The organism is Solibacillus sp. iso_87 (assembly GCF_056173085.1).
The window spans coordinates 3,094,356-3,112,067 of the sequence record NZ_CM149656.1; the positions used below are offsets into that span (position 1 = coordinate 3,094,356).

The following is a 17,712-nucleotide window of genomic DNA, read 5'->3' on the forward strand; positions in this document are numbered from 1 at the left end:
ACAACGCCAATCTATCGAAAAAAGAAGCCCCTATTAAAGGGAGCTTCTTTAAAAATAGCGATCTATATTTGTACTATACCTAATAAAACCGCAATAATCAGTAGTGTAATACTCAATCCCCACATCCAGAAGAATGAGAACTTCAAGTGTTTGCCCATTTCCAAACCTGACAGACCTAGTGCCAACCATACTGCTGGTGCAAGTGGTGATACGAATGTGCCGACGATGTTACCGATGATCATCGCATACGCTGTCGATAATGAATCGATGCCATATGTTAAACCGATTTGGTCAACAACCGGGAACAACGCGAAGTAATACGCATCCGTACTTAACAGCAAGTCAAACGGTACCCCAAGTACTCCTATAATAATATGTAAGTACTGTGCTAAAAAGCTTGGTAAAATATTTACGGCATTATTGGCAATAGCCGTTAGCATGCCTGTCCCGTTTAAAATTCCTAAAAACAGTCCGGCTGCAATAATGATCGAAGCCATTGTTAATGCGTTCGATGAGTGTGCCTGAATACGTCCCATCTGCTCTTTCGGTGTGCGGTAGTTCAATGGTAAAGCGATTGCGACACCGATCAGGAACGCTAAGCCAGCTGGTAAAAGTCCTGACATTAATACAGCAAGTACAACGATAGCTAAAATCGCATTTGCCCAAATCAGTTTTGGACGTTTTAACGTTTCATCTGTTTCAGCATTTAAAATACTGTTGCTTAAATCGAATTTCAATGTTTGTCCTGTTTGCGCCCGTTTCGCAATCAGGCGTTTTTCACGGAAGCCCATAAAGACAGCTAGTAGCAGCATCAGCACAACACCGATGACCTGAATTTTAATTAACGGATGCCATAGCTCTGTTACATCTGTTTCTAGAACGGAAGCGACACGCCCTAATGGCCCGCCCCATGGAATCATATTAATAATCGCCGCAGAACCGCCGACTAATAATAGAAGTAAATACGGGTTCATCCCAAGTCGAACATATAGTGGCAATAATGCCGTAATCGAAATTAAGAATGTAGAAGCACCTGAACCATCAAGCTGTGCAATAACCGCGACTATCACGGTAACGATTGCCACAAGCACGACATTCCCCTTTGACAGCGCTACCATTTTATTGATAAGTGGTTCGAATAAACCGACATCCTGCATAATCCCGAAGAAGATAATTGCAAAAATAAACATGATGGCAACACTGATTACAGAACTAATTCCATCATTGAAAAATACCCCTAAATCATCAAACGAATAGCCTGCAACAAACATTGCCACTACTGGCGGAATAACCATCGCAACAATTGGTGATACACGTCCGCTAATTAACAGCGTAACGATAACTAAAATCGTAATAATACCAATAATACTTAACATTCAACAACCCCCATTGCTTAGAATTCTTATAATCTTATGACAATTCTATGTTAGGAGGAAGAATGTGCTCATTTATTTAATAAAAACAATAAAGCTAATTTTGTTCATAAGTTTCACGGAGGACATAATTACGTTCCGGACGACCGACTGTTCCGTAAAGCAGTTTCGTCTCCAAAATGTTCATTTCCACTAAGTATTCCAAATAGCGTCGGGCTGTCGAGCGACTTGTCCCGATGACTTCACTTAACTGTGTCGCCGTCAATTTTGTGTACTCTTGCTCCTTAAATAAGTGAATGACCTGTTCGAGCGTAAAGGTATCGATCCCTTTCGGCAGTGCCTTTTCAGTCGTCATCGAATGATTTTGACGGAAAAACAGCGTATCCAGGTCTTGTTGCGAGAAATGTGTATTCTTTTGCAAAGCAGATTGCATTCGATGAAACTGCTGGAATGATTTTTGCAGTCTTGCTTCATCAAACGGCTTCACAATATAATCGAATACACCATATGCATATAATGCTTCCACATGTGCACGCTCAGCCGCTGCCGTCACCATAATGATAGGGATATTCGGAAATTGTGTCCGTACATACGCAACGAGTTCATAGCCTGTAATATCCGGAATATATAAATCCATCAACAGGACGGTTGGTGGTGTTTTATGTAGGAGTGCTTCCTTTAATGAGGCCCCCGTTAAAAATTGCTGTACTTGTGCATCCGGCTGAATCGCTTTAATATAGTCAGCATGAATCGCCGCAATGCGAAAATCGTCTTCCAGTAACCAAATTTCCATTGAATCACTTCCTTTGTAAAATGATTAAAAAGCAGGCCCCGCCTAAATCACTTTCTTCTATTAACAGTGAGCCGCCGACTTTTTCAAGCGCCTGTTTACTAATTGCCAGGCCATAACCCCGATCATAGCCGTCCTTTGTCGTAAACCCTAGGGTGAAAATCTGATTCGCCGTTTCTTCATCAATTCCCGGTCCATTGTCATGCACCTCAATCATCAGCTCATGGCGATATTGATGAATAAACAGCTTAGTTTGCTTGTCCGGTATGTTTGTTTGATCCAAAGCATCCATCGCATTTTGCAGAACATTCCCTAATGCGGTTAATAATGCATCCACTTCTTCATCATTATAATCGATTAATACGTCCTCTGTTTCGATTGTAATCGTAATGCCGCGCTCTTTTGCTTCCGATATTTTCCCTTCGAGTAACGCCTGCAGCAATATCGAAGGCTGGGTTGCAAGTGCCTGCTGCTGTTTCGTTGAGTCTTGCTGCTCCTGCCTGATAAATGCAATCGCCTCATCAATATGGGATTGCTTTAACAAGCCTAAAAGAACGTGTAATTTATTCGCAAATTCATGTGTTTTTGCTCGTTGCATCCGCGCCTGCTGCTTCACCAATGTCAGCTCATTAATGACCGTTTCGTATTCAAGCTTAGCCCGTAAAATATATAAATAGCCGAGCTGCTTCTCGTGTTTCAATGGCGTTTTTGTAATAATCATCTCCTGCTGCTGCAACGGAATTTCTAGTGCCCGAATGACCTCTTCTTTAAATAGCCGTTCCGGAAGCAGCTTCTGTAATGAAATACCTTCTGTCAGTGGTGAAAGAAGTTTCTTTGCACGTGAATTGGAAATCACCACTTCATTATTCAATGTCGTTAAGATTACCGCATCCGTCGTTTCCTCAAGTATTGTATGATACGCCGAATAAAGTTTGGCAATTTGTGCCGGCTGCATTCCGAGCAGCTGATCTTTTACATAAAGCGATAACAACACTGCGCAAACAATCCCGAAAACCGCGAGGAGGAGCGTGATTTGAAGCCAACTGAAAAAGGCGGTATCAATTGTCCCTTGTATTTCCTTCGTTAAAAATCCGACCGAAACAACCCCGACAACATTGCCGTCAACTATGACCGGCACTTTCCCGCGGATCGATTCCCCCATTGAACCCGTTGTGACCGAAACAATGGATTCTTTGTTAATAAGCGCCGAATCATTATCCCCACCGACCATCGACAGGCCAATCTTTTCAGTATTCGGATGGGTGTAGCGAATTCCTTGCTCATTCCCTATCACGATAAAACTCGCACCGGTCTGCTTTCGTATATCTTCTGCAATCGGCTGAAGAATGGAAGACGGATTTTCCGCAGAAAATGCAGAAACGACATCCGGCCGTCCAGCAATCAAGTAAGCACTCGTTAACGCCTTCTCCCCCATCTCCTCCAGTATCGATTTATCCAGATAGTGATTGATTAACAACAAAAACAGCACACAAATCGTAAATACGATACCGCTGATCGTTATAAGAAGACGGGTTGTTAGTGATTGTTTTAGGCGATTTATCATGAGGGTCTCTCCTTTGCCTAGTGTTTTTAATAGTTTACCATGTACAATGATCTCGTTTAACAGGAATCACGATGAGATTACCTCAAAAAAACACGCAAAACCTTTTGTGCGTAAGGTTTTACGTGTATTTATTACTTATGCTAATTCACGGTACCAGAACCGTTGGACTGCTATGGCTTCAATGAATTGGGTTGCGAACTCCTGCATATCTGTTCCTGTTATGACACCCGGCTGACCTAAAATCTGATTAACACGCAGCCATTCAATACCCGCGCCAGTCGCACCTATTGGCTTGTAATGTGAATAGGCTTCATCAATGAAGTAGGCTGCATCCTTGTTGAACATGACGTTTGTGTTACTTCCCCTTACCATATAAACAGCATCAAACAGTACGGATTTTGCAGTTAAGAAGGTGTATTCGGCTTTTACGACCACTCCCTCTGTTCCGTGAACAATCCCAATATGTTCGCTAATAATTCCCGGAACAATGCCTTGGTTAATCAATTGGTAGAGCACGTAGTTAACTTCCGGACCATTGAAACCCTCTGTCAAAATAACTGCTACTTTCCGTGTTTGTACGGATTTCACTGTATTTTCCTGGCTGAGTGCCGGGGAGGACTTTGTTACAGCCGAACCGCCCCTTGTCGGAGGTTGTGACCCGATATTTATTGCAAAGGCGGTTGCTAGTTGCATATCTACATTGGCGAACATATTCACTACCTGCTGTTTAACAGAGTCACTTTTCACTTTACTTAGCTCAAAACTGAACGCTTCGATGATATGCATCTTTTCAGGTGGGCTCATACTGTTCCAGAAAAGTGTTGCTTGTGAAAAGTGATCGGCAAAACTTTCGCTTCGAGCTCGGATTTTCACACCGTCCACCCTTTCCTGATAAGAGGCATACCCGCCTTTATCCGGACTTACAGGTGACGGAGTGTTCCCGGCTAATGAGTTTCGGTGATAACTTACTTTCCCAAGATTAATCGTCTGTCGATGGAAGCCTTCCCGCTGATTGTTATGGAATGGGACAACCGGTCTGTTAATCGGAATCTCATGAAAGTTAGGTCCGCCCAGACGAAGTAATTGTGTATCTAAATACGAAAATAGCCGTCCTTGTAATAATGGATCATTTGTAAAATCAATCCCTGGTACGACATTCCCCATATGGAAAGCAACCTGTTCTGTTTCCGAAAAGAAATTATCTACATTCCGATTTAACGTCATCTTTCCGATAATATTTACAGGAATGTCTTCTTCTGGCCAAATCTTTGTCGCGTCAAGGATGTCGAAACCGAGACTGAATTCGTCCTCTTCAGCAAGAATCTGAACACCTAGTTCGAATTCAGGGAAAAAGCCGTTTTCAATCGCACCCCATAAATCATTCCGATGAAAATCCGGATCAATACCCGCCAGTTTACGAGCCTCGTCCCATACTAAAGAATGCGATCCCAATAAAGGCTTCCAATGGAATTTTACAAAATGTGCTTTTCCTTCCTCATTGACGAGACGAAACGTATGCACACCAAATCCTTCCATCATACGGAAACTGCGTGGGATGGCGCGGTCTGACATGATCCACATTATCATATGGGCAGATTCCTGGTTATTCGCGACAAAATCCCAAAACGTATCATGGGCAGTCGAGGCTTGCGGTATGTCATTATCAGGCTCCGGCTTAAATGCATGTACAAGATCCGGAAATTTGATGGCATCTTGGATGAAAAAGACCGGAATATTGTTGCCGACTAGATCATAGTTCCCTTCTTCGGTATAGAATTTCGTTGCAAATCCTCTCGCATCACGTACGGTATCCGCAGAACCACGTGATCCATTGACAGTAGAAAATCGAACAAATACAGGCGTCTTTCTAGTTGTATCCTGAAAGAATTTCGCTCTTGTATAATTTTTCATGCTTTTGTATAACTGAAACTCCCCATGCACACCGAAGCCACGTGCATGAACAACGCGTTCTGGAATTCGCTCATGGTCAAAATGCGTTAGTTTTTCACGAAAATGAAAATCCTCAAGTAAAGTTGGGCCCCTCACGCCAGCTTTTAATGAGAATTCATCCTCCGACACTTTTAATCCTTGATTCGTTGTAAGATCTTTTCCCCTATCATCTGTTCGAAAAATATCTAATTGTTCGTCTTTACTGTTCTTGCGGTCATTTTGCTCATCCATCCATATCCCTCCTCAACATTAAATGGTATGAGTCCATGAAATAATTTATGTAAAGAGCCATTTGTATTTGGAAATAGCATAAAAATAAACGGACATCGGTGTTTAAACGCGAGAGGGCTATTACTAAAAAAATGCTGCCCGGTCATTTCTCACCGAACAGCACTTTATATTAAATACAGAATAATCAGTCTTTTTAGGGTACACCTAATTTAGGTTAATCGTTTTCCGGAAGTTGTTACACGTACTTCTTTATTGCCTTCTGCTTCAATTTCGATATTCGCTTTCGGCATTGTTAATAAAATCAGGATACCGACAACTAAAATAACTGCCAGTGCAAACATGCCTGTCTCTAAAACAAACATACCTAAAATTGTTGGTCCTACAAATCCACCAAGTGCTGCAAATGAGTTAACAAGTGCAATTCCTACTGGTGCTGTTGACTCGGTGAAGAAGAATGTTAAGTAAGCAAAGAAACTACCCGTAAAGCCGTATAGTCCTGCTGAAGCAAGTGATAACATAGCAACCATTGGCCATAGCGTCGTGGCAAGGGCACAACCTACAAAACCGACCGTAGCAATGAGCAAACATACTACTAAATGCTGTTTATGCTTTCCTGTCCGGTCAGCGTTAAGCCCGGTAAAGATAATGGCAGGTATACCGACTAACGATGGTAACATAGCCATCCAACCAATTTCCATATTCGTTGCATTGATTGCAGATAGTGATTTAATAATCGTTGGCACCCAGAATGACAAACCGTATACTCCTGTATAGCCAGCAAAATAGAATATCGCTAACTTCCATACAGTTGCATCTTTTAGCATCTCCAGTTTAGACGGCTTATTCAATCTTAACGCTGCTTGTCGCTCTCCCTCTAATTCGCCTTCCAGCCATTTAATCTCTTCTTGTGTAAGCCACTTCGCTTTACTTGGACGATCCGTTAAATAAACTAACGTGATCACACCTAAAATTAATGCTGGAATCCCTTCTAAAATAAACATCCAGCGCCATCCTTCTAAACTTGCCCAAGCAATGTTATCAATAATCCAGGCTGATAACGGAGCACCGATTAATCCTCCAATCGGCAAGGCTAACAATAAAACAGCTGTCGCTTTACCACGCTCACGTTCACGGAACCAATAAGTTAAATATAAAATAATACCAGGAAAGAATCCGGCTTCCGCAACACCTAGTAAAAAGCGTAAAATGTAAAGATGTGTAGCTGATTGCGCAAACCCAGTCAGAATAACAATGATTCCCCAAGAAAGCATTATACGCGCAATCCAAATTCTTGCCCCTACTTTATGCATAATCATATTACTAGGAACTTCAAAGAAGAAGTAACCGATAAAGAAGATACCCGATAGTAGACCAAAAACTTCAGCAGTTAATGCTAAATCTGCATTCATTTCTAATGCGGCAAACCCTAAATTTACACGATCTAAGTAGGCAATGATATACAGGATTAAAATAAACGGTAAAATACGAGTCATCGTTTTCTTTGTCGTCTGTTTCGCTAAAGCGCTTTCATTCATAGCTTTACCCCCATATCTAACTGAATTTTTAATCGGTCTTGCAATTGTTCAATCGTAAGGTCACCTAACAATTCCTTCACAATTACTTTTTCTTCTTCAAATTCAAATACCGCATATTCAGTTACAAGCATTTCTATCCTGCGTATACCGCTTCTCGGATAAGTTAAGCTTTCTACAATTTTTGGCTCGCCATCTTTTGTAAACAATGTTGCGGCTGCAATTACCTTTTTAGCCCCTACTACTAAGTCCATTGCTCCACCTACACCTAAAATCGGTTGCCCCGGTACAGACCAATTGGCAATTTCACCAAAACGGTTCACCTGTAAAATCCCTAATACAGCTACATCAATATGACCTCCTCGGATCATTGCAAAAGAATCGGCACTACTGAAAAATGATGCATCTTTTGTAATCGTAACGGGTTCTTTTCCTGCCGAAATTAAATCTGCATCAATCTGGCTTTCTGAAGGAGGTGGTCCCATTCCTAATAAGCCATTCTCTGATTGTAGATAGACATCTTTTCCTTCAATGTAAGAAGTCACTAATGTAGGGATTCCGATGCCCAAATTCACGATTTGACCATCCTGCAACTCCTGTGCAATGCGTTTAGCGATAACTGCCCGTGGATCAAATGCTGACATAGCGATATCCCTCTTTCACATAGTTAGACTGCACAATATAATCTACATAAACATGTGGTGTTACAATTGCCTCAGGATCTAACTCACCTACCTCTAAAATTTCATCAACCTCCACGATGACCGTTTCAGCCGCAGTTGCCATCATTGGATTAAAGTTTCTGGCAGTTGTATGATAAATTAAATTTCCTAGACGATCTGCTGCTTTCGCACGAATAATGGCTACATCACCCTTGATCGCTTTTTCAAAAATATACGTTTCTCCATCGATAACTCGCTCTTCTTTATTGATTGCCAACTCAGTGCCTACAGCCGTTTTCGTATAGAAGCCGCCAATTCCCGCGCCTCCGCAACGAATCGCTTCCGCTAATGTTCCCTGTGGCAAAAGTTCAATTTCTAACTTACCTTCCGACCAAGCAATAACTGCCTCTCTGTTCATTGTAAAAAATGAACCAATTGCTTTTTCAATTTTCCCTTGTAAAAACAGCTTGTGTAACCCAATCCCATGATCACCTAAATTATTACTAACTACATGTAATCCCTTCACATCGGTTTCAGCCATTTGATCGATAATCGTCAATGGTGCACCTGACAAGCCGAAGCCCCCTGCTAAAATAACCTGGTTGTCCTTGAATAACCCACTTAGTTCTGAAAGATTTTGGATGACTTTGTTTTTCAATTTTGACCCCCCTCATCTTATAAACTAGACTGCAGTCTAATTTTACAATAGAATAAAAGAGAAGTAAATGTATAAAGGGTGATTTTATTGATTAAAAGAGAAAATAAAATACATAAAACAGAAAGTAAAAGGGAGTTCATCATTAGAATTGCCATGCAATTATTTAAAGCAAAGGGGTACAAAAACGTAAGTGTCGATGAAATTGTACAAGCCTGCAATTCATCCAAAGGTTCGTTTTACCATCACTTTAAGTCAAAGGCCGAAATATTAAATGAGCACTTTGCATTAGCAGATAAGTATTATGCACAACTGTATAATGAATTACCAACACAATTGTCACCAAAAGGGCGATTACAGCTCTTTTTAGAAAACGTATTTATTTATTTAGAAGAAACATTTGGGCGCGAGTTTTTGTCGGTGGTTTACTCTACTTCTTTAGAGTCTGAAGCCCATTTATATTTCAGGAATCCAAACCGTAAATTATTTATGTTATTTGAAGCATTAATAGCCGAAGTTATTGAAGCCAGCACAACAAAACCTTCTTTATCAATTAAACAATTAAAACTTGCCTTCATTCAACTCTCGATGGGTGTCATTTATTATTGGTGTACTTTCCCGGAAGATCGATCTCTTCAGGAAAGTGGTGCAAGTGCACTAGAGCATTTTTTAAATGGCTTTTCATAAAGGTCTTCTTAAAAATAAATAAAGGACAATCCCAACACCTGGGATTGTCCTCTACATTTTAGTTCATTCTTTCACGAGAAAATTCATCATATAATTTCAGCCCGCGCTATTGCCTCAAATCTTGCCAGCTTTGCACATAGTGGATACCTACTCCGCTAAAATAACGGTTTTTAGCATAATGACCCGCCACTTGGTCGAGCACTTGGTTCATCTTGATTTCACCTTCAGCGGCAAATGTTATATAAGGCTCATCTGGAAACGGCATTGTTTCAACACCAACCACAACCGGTGTTTGATACTTCTTTGCATAATTCATTTCGTTTTTTGTAATGCTCTTTAATGCGGCAACTGTATTGCGGTAGGCCATGATGGAGACGCCATCCGTATTCGCAATAACCCACTCTGCCAAGTTGCCTTCACCGAGTTGGTTATAATATAGAACTTCATCATACCAGAACGGAACATCGACCTCTAATCTTAATCCTGAATACTGTATTTTATATCGTGCGTGTTGTATTAATTCTTGATACTGACTGACTGCCAGGTTTCGATTCTGTTCCCATAATACAGATAAATAAGGCTCTACATCTAAATGGACTGCCGTGAACCTCGATCCGGGATATTCCTGGTGGTATTGACTAATCCATGCCCATAATGCATCAAAGTTTACGGTATTCCAATTTGGACCGCCATCCAACGCCTGTACTTCAATATTTGCTTCCCGCATCTTGTTAATAAAGACTGCGTACAAATCATTCGGTAATGCTGGATCAATCTGCAAATAAACGTTCGTTACTTCTTTTTCTATTAAAAACTGGATTGTTTGCTCATCTGTAATCGTATGGGTGTGCCAAAGCCAGGTTGATTTTGTATTATTTTGCTGTGCTTGTGCATCATTCATTATAAAAATGACTCCTAACATCATAAAAGCAGCGAATAGTTTTTTCATTTACATTCCCCATGTTCATTCGTAGTTGTTATTTTAGTATAAATCATTGCACCCTTCAGGAGGAAGTATATTACAAAAATTCTGTGAACTGGGGCTTACGATGAAAAAAGGAATGGTGTTTTAAACACTCACAAATAAGCTCGCTGCGTGTTAGGAGCAGCGAGCATTATTTATCGGTATGTTATTTCACCAATATATTCAAAATAACAGCCGCCTGCGCCCGTGTTAACGATTGCTTCGGATTGAACTCATTATCAATTCCTGTCATAATGCTCGCCGCTTTCAGTGAGGCAACGGCTTCCTTTGCATGCGCGGATATTTTTGCATCATCCGTATAGGCAGATGCTTCGGCAGCTGTAATTTGGCCATTCGCCTTCAATACATTGTAAACCGCAACGGCAAATTCTTCACGCGTAATCGGTTTTTCTGCACCAAATACTTTGTTGTTTACTGGGCTGATGAACTCATTTGCCACTGCCCATGAAACAGCTACTTGTGTGGCAGGTGCTTTCACGTCATTGAAATTCGTAACATCACTTGCCGGTGTGCCCGATAATCGGTGCAGTACCAATGCTGCATGTGAACGGTTAAATGGCTTGTTCGGTGCGAACGTTGTCTCATTTACACCATTGAATAATCCAAGTTTCGTCACGTTATCGATTGCCTCTTTATCTGGATGGTTCTTGATGTCCTTAAATACGGAAGGTTCTTCTGTTACATTCAACACTGTCACCGTACCACTCACTTCATGACCGACAACTAGCTGTTGTTTGTCCTCCTTTGTAATGACAGCCATCCCTTCTGGAGAGACATCACCTGCGATTTCATCCGAGAATTCACGTAAATTTAAATAGTCTTCAAACTTTGCGCTTGCCGGGTTTGTGATATTATACATCATGACACCGCCTATGCGCTCCAGCCCAATGTAGGCAAAGATTTCATCACCTATTTTGCCGACTTTCACATCTTCTGGCTCAGGTCCTTTTTTGCCGCTGCGATTATCAAGTTTTACGTTCGTATTACTTGCGTTGAAATGTTCGGGATGGTGCTGGGCTGTAATTTTTTCGAAATCACTGCCGCTATCGAACACGACATCCATCGTCTCTACATCAAAAATCGCAAACGAACGTGCACCGAAAATATAATCCTGTCCATCGACAAAGCCGTCATATCCGGATGTGTCATACGTCACAATTTCCTCTTCTGTTTCAATTTCATTCAGATGGAAGTTTTCGCTGTCTTCATCGCCCCATTCCCGTCCATCGCCTTCATTTGCCGTGATGAGATAATCTTTGCCATTAATCGAGACGGTCGCCATTCCATCCGGCATATAGATTCCGAAATAGTTTTCATTTTTAATATCAATTTTGCCGTCTTTCAATAAATCGATTTCATTGCCAGGCTTGCTGTGGTCTTTGAAGCCAAGACCTTTTACAGACACCACTTCATTTGATGTTAAATCAATAGTGGCAACGGCATTGTTTTCCTGTAACGCTACATATGCTTTTGTGCTCGCTTCATTAACTGCTATGTATTCTGGCTCTAAATCATCAGAAGGGTTCGTATTTTTCTTTAATATTACATTGTCTGCCACGAGCTCCGCGCGCTTTTCAGGTGTATCGAATGCATCGAAGAAAAGCGTCTCTTCTGTTAGAACGTCATAGCCGTTTGCTGTATCAATAACAGAAATGCTGCCTTTCGGGTCCACAATATCCTTGCCATAACCTTCACGCGGTTCGCCTTCATTTGCCGTTAAAAGCTTCTTCCCGTCTGTTGTGAATGTAATGTTATCTGGTTGACTGCCTACTTTTGTAGCGCCAAGAAGCTTGCCTTCACCAGTGAGTACTACGGCATAACCGGCAGTATTGTAGCCTTTTGCCTGTACAGACACCGCAATCACATTTTCTTTCGGATGTACCGTAATACTTGTTAAGTCCCCGTATTCAAAAATTTGGTCAAATGAGGCAATCGTTTTCGCGATATCAATCGAAAGGAAAGGCTTTAAATTCATTGCTCCGTCTTTTGTATAGTTGAGTGAGATTGCTTCGATTTTTTTCGTTTCGCCATTTACGACATATGTTGCATGTGAGTGCGGGTTATACGCAACGATTTCCGTTGTACCGCCATCTTCATTTTGAACACCTGAATCATAGCGGGCATCCAGACTTAACGCTGCTTCTGCGACAATGGCAGGTGTAGTGACCGCCGCTCCAATAAGTGCAGCAGCTAATAATTTCCTAGACATAGACAACATTCCACCTTTACATTTTTTCTAAGTGTAAAGGTGGAATGTTAAGGTTATATAAAGGATTTGTTAGAGTTTGTAAGTATTGCTGTGCCGGGTGAAATGAAAGACCGGGGAAAGTAGAACGGATTGGGGCGAAAGTAGAACTCTGTGCCTTGATTGTAGAACGAAAGCTGGGGAAAGTGGAACAACTTAGCTCAAAAGAGGAATGGTTCGGGAATATTAGAAAGTTCCGGCTTGAAAGTAGAACAGTTCGGCCAGAAAGTAGAACTTGGCACCTTGAATGTAGAACGAAAGCTGGGTAAAGTGGAAAAAGCTGCTCTTTTGAAATACCCTACATAAATTTCCCCGAAAACAAGTACCATTTTTCAATTGTTTCATATGATTTATATGAAAGGGGGAGAAGGTTATCGTCTATACGGAAACGATTGATCTTCAAGGTCATTTATTTACTGCTGTAACGGTTCAATTACCTAAAACAACATTGCTGACGATTTCGAATGAGCATGGGTACATTATGTGTGGTGCACTCGATGTCGGACTGTTAAATGAAAAGTTGGCCGATCGTAAAATCATTGCTGGGCGTGCAGTTGGTGTTCGAACGATCGATGACTTACTTAAAGCTCCACTGGAATCCGTCACATACGAAGCGAGAGCGTGCGGTATCGAAGAAGGTATGATTGGTGAAGACGCGTTATTAAAAATGATTTAGCCAAATATTTGAGCTTTCAGGTAATGAGCTCCATGCAAAAAACCGCTCTTTCAATTTCTTGAAAAAGCGGTCTATACTTTTATTGTAATTAAATTGCTTTATTATAATAAGAAGCTTTTGATCCTTTACTTCTTTTTACGGCTAGAAGCTCTTCCAATTTCTGAATATATTCACGATCTGCTGATATTCTTGTAAGGCTTGTTAATAAATATGGTCTTAACCCGGAATTAATTTTTTGGCATCGCGCAAGATTGATCAAATACTTGGCCATCTTAAATGACTTTAAGTGCGTATGTCCATTTTTAAATTCCTTCTTCGTATTGACGACCATATACTCCTGCTTTCGCCCTTTATAAAAAGGAATAATAATAAACTCATCTTTTTTAAAAATTTGATTCATATTATCTTCATCCTTTTCTCGAATATATTCAAAAACGACCTTTCACATACGGAGAAATAGTGATCACCCCGTTTCCTTTAATGCCCCTCCCGCCTCTCCTCTTTATTGGTCTTACGTTTCCATACCCTATTTACCGCTTACTTTATTCCATGTTCGAATAAAAAAGCACTTTTTTATCTATTATTAACAGTTCGGGTATGTTTTTACATTTAGTTAATATAGGATATTACAGAGGGAATGCATTTGACAGGACAATTGCTTGAACTTCACCGAATTTTCTGTAAAATTAAATCAAGTTCTGTCCATTACCTGTAATGTTTTGGTCGCACACTACATTTACAAGGATTGGGTAGAGCTTTCTTTATCGTCTCTGCTTGGCTGCATAAACGATAAAGTTCCGCTTATTGGTATTTTACTGGTAAAATAAATGGAATAGACTGAAAAACCGTACTTATTTTCCGGGCACACTTTATTCATTGAAAAAAAGGCTACATGAAAAGTAATTGTTTCTTTTAATGTAGCCAGTTTAGTAAATTTTATTTTATGAATTTTTTTTCTTGAAACTCTTTTCTACTTGGCTACTAAGAGCGCTGCCGCTTCTTCCAGCGTGACCATATTCGTAATCATCGAACAAGCCGCATCAAGAATCGGGAACGCTAATGCAGCACCCGATCCTTCCCCAAGTCGCATATTCATATGCAACATCGGTTCAAGTCCTAAAAGCGCTGCCGCAATTTTTGCACCTGGCTCTTCCGATAAATGCGATGGAATCAAATACGCTTTCACATTCGGATTCAATTTATAAGCGATTAATGCTGAAACGGTTGAAATATACCCATCAACTACGACCGGTACACGATTCGCCGCTGCTGCAAGGAAGATTCCCGCCATCCCGCAAATTTCCAGTCCGCCTACTTTTGCCACAACATCAATCGGATCATCCGCGTCCGGCTTATTTAATGCAATCGCTTTTCGAATAATTTCGGCTTTATATTCGATACCGCCAGCTCCAACTCCAGCTCCGAAGCCCGTTACTTCCAGCGGATCACAGCCATGAAGTACTGAAAGAACCGCTGCACTCGGCGTCGTATTCCCGATACCCATTTCTCCGGTACCGATAAGATTGATACCGTTTTGAATGGCTTCAACAGCGACTTCAATCCCTACTTCAATCGCCTGAATCGCTTCTTCTCGTGTCATGGCAGAACCTTTCGCCATATTGTCTGTCCCGTATTTCACCTTTTTAATGATTACTCCCGCATCTTGAGGTAAATCTTCCTTTACTCCGATATCTACCGGGATGACTTTTGCATTCGTTGTTTTCGCAATCGTACACATCCCTGTCGTCCCTTTTGGAAAGGAAAGTGTTTGGAAAACCGTTGTACTTTGCGGGTTCGGCGTTACCCCTTCTTCATACACACCGTGGTCTGCGGCCATAACGATCATCGCTTTGTTATCAATTTTCGGTGCAAGCTCGCCGGTAATTGTAGCGATTTGCATAGCTAAAGATTCAAGCTTCCCTAAACTTTGAGGCGGTTTTGCTAATGAGTCTATGTACTGTCGTGCTTTGTCTTCCATTTGTCGGTCGATTTCCTGAATTTGTTCAATCGTTTGCTGTAATAATTCCATATTCGTTTCCCCCATTAAAATGAATTTTGACAATAAAAATAGCCTGCAGTTTATTCGATAACAAATAAACTACAGACATATCCAGTGTCTATAAACAGTAAGCGTATTAGGCAGGTCTCCTGGCTCAGATTCTCGATTCCATAACCCCTTCCCAGATTTACATCCAGTGGGTTTTGCTACGAAACTCCTCTATACATTGTTGGGATTACGCTAAAGCTTTTCACTTTATTCCCTATTCTCCCTTAAAGGGCACCTAATGCTTGATGAATTTATCATTACTTTACTTTGAACCTGTTTTTTCGTCAAGAGGTGTATGCATTCAGCTTTGATACGTTTCCCCAATCGCCAATGTTTTCAGCTCCGCATTTTCCAACTCCGCCTGCTGCCAGTGGAAATGCAGCCGGTCAATCGCTTCTTTCGGTGTATCATCGGCCAGCATATACGCACCGTAATGCATCGGGATGAACACTTGTGCCCCGACATCACAGAACGCCTGGATCGCTTCTTCGGGTGTCACGTGGGAGGCATGCATAAACCATTCCGGCTCGTATGCACCAATCGGCATTAATGCTGTATGAATGTTAAAGCGTTCGCCGATTTCTTTGAAGCCTCTGAAATATCCGCTATCTCCAGCATAATAAATACTTTGCTCATCCGATACCGTTTGCAATACGAAGCCGCCCCAATGCGATGTATTCGTGTCCCACGGCATGCGTCTTGTCCAATGCTTCGCGGGAACGAAATGAATTTCGAGCGCCCCTGCTTCATACTTGTCATACCATGATAGCTCGATAAAGTTGTGCAGCTTATGACGCTTCATTAAATAACCGAGCCCTTCCGGAATAAGAAATAATATATCCGAGTTTCGTTTTTTCAATGCCTTTAACGTCGGTACGTGCAGGTGATCGTAATGCGCATGCGAGATAAGTACAATATCAATATCCGGCAGCTCATCTAACCGCAATCCCGGCTTCGTTAACCGTTTCGCCACACCCATCCAATTTGCCCAAACCGGATCCGTTAATATATTGAGCCCTTCTTTTTGAATCAAAAATGTCGAGTGACCAATCCACGTAACAGACTGCTCTGAACGGTTACTTTGTAAAAACGCATTCTGCTTTTCTTCACACTGCGGTACTTCGTAATCGACAACTTTCTTTTGCTTTGATCGCTGCCACTTCAGAACATCTTTAAATGTCCCGAGTCGATCATCTTCGTCTAAATTTGAAAAGCGTTCTCTCATCGCAGCACTCTCCTACCTCTAAAAGCTTAATTATATAAATTCCTACTATGATCAACCTGCTTTGGTTTCATTACTATCCTTGCAAAAAAGTAAACAAAAAGACTCAATAAAGCCCCGCGTGTAGTAAAGTTTTCTGATATCTGGATAGATGAAGTGATACCGCTCACGATATTCAATATGTAAAATACAAGGAATCCAAATAACGCAACTGTCATCACTTTATTTTTTCTAGACAATTGTTTTCGATACAGCGGGCTGCCAATGCAATTTCCGCTATACTTTGTCTCTTTAATTTGTTTAATTAAAGCATAAATTAAACAAGCAATTATAATTCCAACTACTGCAAACCCGATTATATCATCCATTTTCATTTTCCCCGTTTCGCTGTTCTCAAGAATAAATTCCCTTAATTTTTTTCGGCAAGACTTTATTTAGAATGATGCCTGCTAACGCCAATCCAATCAAAATCAATCCAATTTCTAATAGGTTATTTAGCCATGTGATTTCAATCATATCCGTTATATTGGAACCACCTATAATGATGAAAACGGCCCCAGCCCATGCCAATAAAAAACCTGCAGCAAATTGTAGCCATTCTTTTTTCGAAAGCTGTTTAAAAACCGCCCTATGCTTATAAAATTTCCTACTCGCAAAAATTAACAAAAACCCTGTTAAAATAAATCCGATCATCACAATCCCCCTTCTTGAAAATTGTTTATGTATGATGGTCCAACGCATCTGTTCCTTTAAAATGTTTGATTGTCGCCCATAACGAGACGATAAACAAAAACGAAAACAGGATAAAGGAAATCCCTGCTAACCATTTAGCAATGACTGATGACGGATTAATAAGTAGCTGGATATTTTTAAACAAGAAACCCGCGCACATAATTTGAGCTAAAATTAAGCTAATACATATAGAAATTGCTTTTGAATTTCCTTGTGCCATAACTGCACTCCTATTTAGTTATTATTTTACTATGCTAACATATTCTACTAACACTAGGTAGTATGGAATTCAGCTCATAAAACTCACAACACCCCTTCAACAAATAAAAAAACCAGCATGAATTTCTCCATGCTGGTATCC

The 17,712-nt window shown here is 40.8% G+C and carries 17 protein-coding genes and 1 riboswitch; of the genes, 2 read left to right on the top strand and 15 right to left on the bottom strand.

The features are described 5' to 3' along the window. Positions 1–62: 62 nt before the first annotated feature. The 7 genes from AC0VXV_RS15870 to AC0VXV_RS15900 form a co-directional block, all read right to left on the bottom strand. The gene (locus AC0VXV_RS15870) at positions 63–1,376 is read right to left on the bottom strand and encodes a CitMHS family transporter (protein WP_475529147.1); all 1,314 of its coding nucleotides are present in this window, start codon (positions 1,374–1,376) and stop codon (positions 63–65) included. Positions 1,377–1,470: 94 nt separating this feature from the next. Next, entirely contained in the window at positions 1,471–2,166 is a 696-nt protein-coding gene (locus AC0VXV_RS15875; RefSeq protein ID WP_475529148.1) for a response regulator, read from the bottom strand. 4 nt (positions 2,167–2,170) lie between these two features. Beyond that, entirely contained in the window at positions 2,171–3,727 is a 1,557-nt protein-coding gene (locus AC0VXV_RS15880) for an ATP-binding protein (protein WP_475529149.1), read from the bottom strand. A 135-nt stretch (positions 3,728–3,862) separates the two neighbouring features. Then, the gene (locus AC0VXV_RS15885; RefSeq protein ID WP_475529150.1) at positions 3,863–5,908 is read right to left on the bottom strand and encodes a catalase; all 2,046 of its coding nucleotides are present in this window, start codon (positions 5,906–5,908) and stop codon (positions 3,863–3,865) included. Positions 5,909–6,117: 209 nt separating this feature from the next. Next, complete coding sequence (locus AC0VXV_RS15890) at positions 6,118–7,443, bottom strand: MFS transporter (protein WP_475529151.1); 1,326 nt, start codon at positions 7,441–7,443, stop codon at positions 6,118–6,120. Then, complete coding sequence (locus AC0VXV_RS15895) at positions 7,440–8,084, bottom strand: 3-oxoacid CoA-transferase subunit B (RefSeq protein ID WP_475529152.1); 645 nt, start codon at positions 8,082–8,084, stop codon at positions 7,440–7,442. The genes AC0VXV_RS15890 and AC0VXV_RS15895 overlap by 4 nt, the downstream gene beginning before the upstream one ends. After that, positions 8,071–8,760, bottom strand: a complete 690-nt coding sequence (locus AC0VXV_RS15900; RefSeq protein WP_475529154.1) for a CoA transferase subunit A — start codon at positions 8,758–8,760, stop codon at positions 8,071–8,073. The genes AC0VXV_RS15895 and AC0VXV_RS15900 overlap by 14 nt, the downstream gene beginning before the upstream one ends. A gap of 87 nt (positions 8,761–8,847) precedes the next feature. Here AC0VXV_RS15900 and AC0VXV_RS15905 point away from each other — a divergent pair, with 87 nt between their 5' ends. Then, the gene (locus AC0VXV_RS15905) at positions 8,848–9,444 is read left to right on the top strand and encodes a TetR/AcrR family transcriptional regulator (RefSeq protein WP_475529155.1); all 597 of its coding nucleotides are present in this window, start codon (positions 8,848–8,850) and stop codon (positions 9,442–9,444) included. 106 nt (positions 9,445–9,550) lie between these two features. On the opposite strand, the gene AC0VXV_RS15910 is transcribed toward AC0VXV_RS15905, so the two are convergent. Continuing rightward, positions 9,551–10,393, bottom strand: a complete 843-nt coding sequence (locus AC0VXV_RS15910; RefSeq protein WP_475529156.1) for a hypothetical protein — start codon at positions 10,391–10,393, stop codon at positions 9,551–9,553. Between the two features lie 181 nt (positions 10,394–10,574). Beyond that, positions 10,575–12,638 (bottom strand): choice-of-anchor I family protein, encoded by a 2,064-nt coding sequence (locus AC0VXV_RS15915; protein WP_475529157.1) that lies wholly within the window; start codon positions 12,636–12,638, stop codon positions 10,575–10,577. Between the two features lie 409 nt (positions 12,639–13,047). Here AC0VXV_RS15915 and AC0VXV_RS15920 point away from each other — a divergent pair, with 409 nt between their 5' ends. Beyond that, complete coding sequence (locus tag AC0VXV_RS15920) at positions 13,048–13,350, top strand: YunC family protein (RefSeq protein ID WP_475531478.1); 303 nt, start codon at positions 13,048–13,050, stop codon at positions 13,348–13,350. A gap of 88 nt (positions 13,351–13,438) precedes the next feature. Here AC0VXV_RS15920 and AC0VXV_RS15925 read toward each other — a convergent pair whose 3' ends face one another. From AC0VXV_RS15925 to AC0VXV_RS15950, 6 genes are all read right to left on the bottom strand, one after another. Beyond that, a complete protein-coding gene (locus AC0VXV_RS15925; protein WP_339173127.1) occupies positions 13,439–13,750 on the bottom strand; it encodes a hypothetical protein in 312 nt (103 codons plus the stop codon). 570 nt (positions 13,751–14,320) lie between these two features. Further along, complete coding sequence (gene cobT / locus AC0VXV_RS15930) at positions 14,321–15,379, bottom strand: nicotinate-nucleotide--dimethylbenzimidazole phosphoribosyltransferase (RefSeq protein ID WP_475529158.1); 1,059 nt, start codon at positions 15,377–15,379, stop codon at positions 14,321–14,323. A gap of 92 nt (positions 15,380–15,471) precedes the next feature. After that, positions 15,472–15,649, bottom strand: a riboswitch (cobalamin riboswitch). 49 nt (positions 15,650–15,698) lie between these two features. Beyond that, positions 15,699–16,622 carry an MBL fold metallo-hydrolase gene (locus AC0VXV_RS15935; protein WP_475529160.1) on the bottom strand — a complete coding sequence of 308 codons (924 nt, stop codon included), beginning with the start codon at positions 16,620–16,622 and terminating at the stop codon, positions 15,699–15,701. Between the two features lie 26 nt (positions 16,623–16,648). Continuing rightward, entirely contained in the window at positions 16,649–16,987 is a 339-nt protein-coding gene (locus AC0VXV_RS15940; RefSeq protein ID WP_475529162.1) for a 4-aminobutyrate aminotransferase, read from the bottom strand. A 25-nt stretch (positions 16,988–17,012) separates the two neighbouring features. Then, positions 17,013–17,312 (bottom strand): hypothetical protein, encoded by a 300-nt coding sequence (locus AC0VXV_RS15945; protein ID WP_475529163.1) that lies wholly within the window; start codon positions 17,310–17,312, stop codon positions 17,013–17,015. A 25-nt stretch (positions 17,313–17,337) separates the two neighbouring features. Further along, positions 17,338–17,571 carry a hypothetical protein gene (locus tag AC0VXV_RS15950; RefSeq protein WP_475529164.1) on the bottom strand — a complete coding sequence of 78 codons (234 nt, stop codon included), beginning with the start codon at positions 17,569–17,571 and terminating at the stop codon, positions 17,338–17,340. Positions 17,572–17,712 lie beyond the last annotated feature (141 nt).

Excerpts from the sequence above, each read along its gene's own strand:
- AC0VXV_RS15885 (WP_475529150.1), bottom strand. The coding sequence starts at position 5,908 with ATGGATGAGCAAAATGACCGCAAGAACAGTAAAGACGAACAATTAGAT.
- AC0VXV_RS15895 (WP_475529152.1), bottom strand. The coding sequence starts at position 8,084 with ATGTCAGCATTTGATCCACGGGCAGTTATCGCTAAACGCATTGCACAG.
- AC0VXV_RS15910 (WP_475529156.1), bottom strand. The coding sequence starts at position 10,393 with ATGAAAAAACTATTCGCTGCTTTTATGATGTTAGGAGTCATTTTTATA.
- AC0VXV_RS15925 (WP_339173127.1), bottom strand. The coding sequence starts at position 13,750 with ATGAATCAAATTTTTAAAAAAGATGAGTTTATTATTATTCCTTTTTAT.
- AC0VXV_RS15935 (WP_475529160.1), bottom strand. The coding sequence starts at position 16,622 with ATGAGAGAACGCTTTTCAAATTTAGACGAAGATGATCGACTCGGGACA.
- AC0VXV_RS15880 (WP_475529149.1), bottom strand. The coding sequence starts at position 3,727 with ATGATAAATCGCCTAAAACAATCACTAACAACCCGTCTTCTTATAACG.
- cobT (WP_475529158.1), bottom strand. The coding sequence starts at position 15,379 with ATGGAATTATTACAGCAAACGATTGAACAAATTCAGGAAATCGACCGA.
- AC0VXV_RS15940 (WP_475529162.1), bottom strand. The coding sequence starts at position 16,987 with ATGGATGATATAATCGGGTTTGCAGTAGTTGGAATTATAATTGCTTGT.
- AC0VXV_RS15870 (WP_475529147.1), bottom strand. The coding sequence starts at position 1,376 with ATGTTAAGTATTATTGGTATTATTACGATTTTAGTTATCGTTACGCTG.
- AC0VXV_RS15915 (WP_475529157.1), bottom strand. The coding sequence starts at position 12,638 with ATGTCTAGGAAATTATTAGCTGCTGCACTTATTGGAGCGGCGGTCACT.
- AC0VXV_RS15950 (WP_475529164.1), bottom strand. The coding sequence starts at position 17,571 with ATGGCACAAGGAAATTCAAAAGCAATTTCTATATGTATTAGCTTAATT.
- AC0VXV_RS15890 (WP_475529151.1), bottom strand. The coding sequence starts at position 7,443 with ATGAATGAAAGCGCTTTAGCGAAACAGACGACAAAGAAAACGATGACT.
- AC0VXV_RS15875 (WP_475529148.1), bottom strand. The coding sequence starts at position 2,166 with ATGGAAATTTGGTTACTGGAAGACGATTTTCGCATTGCGGCGATTCAT.
- AC0VXV_RS15945 (WP_475529163.1), bottom strand. The coding sequence starts at position 17,312 with ATGATCGGATTTATTTTAACAGGGTTTTTGTTAATTTTTGCGAGTAGG.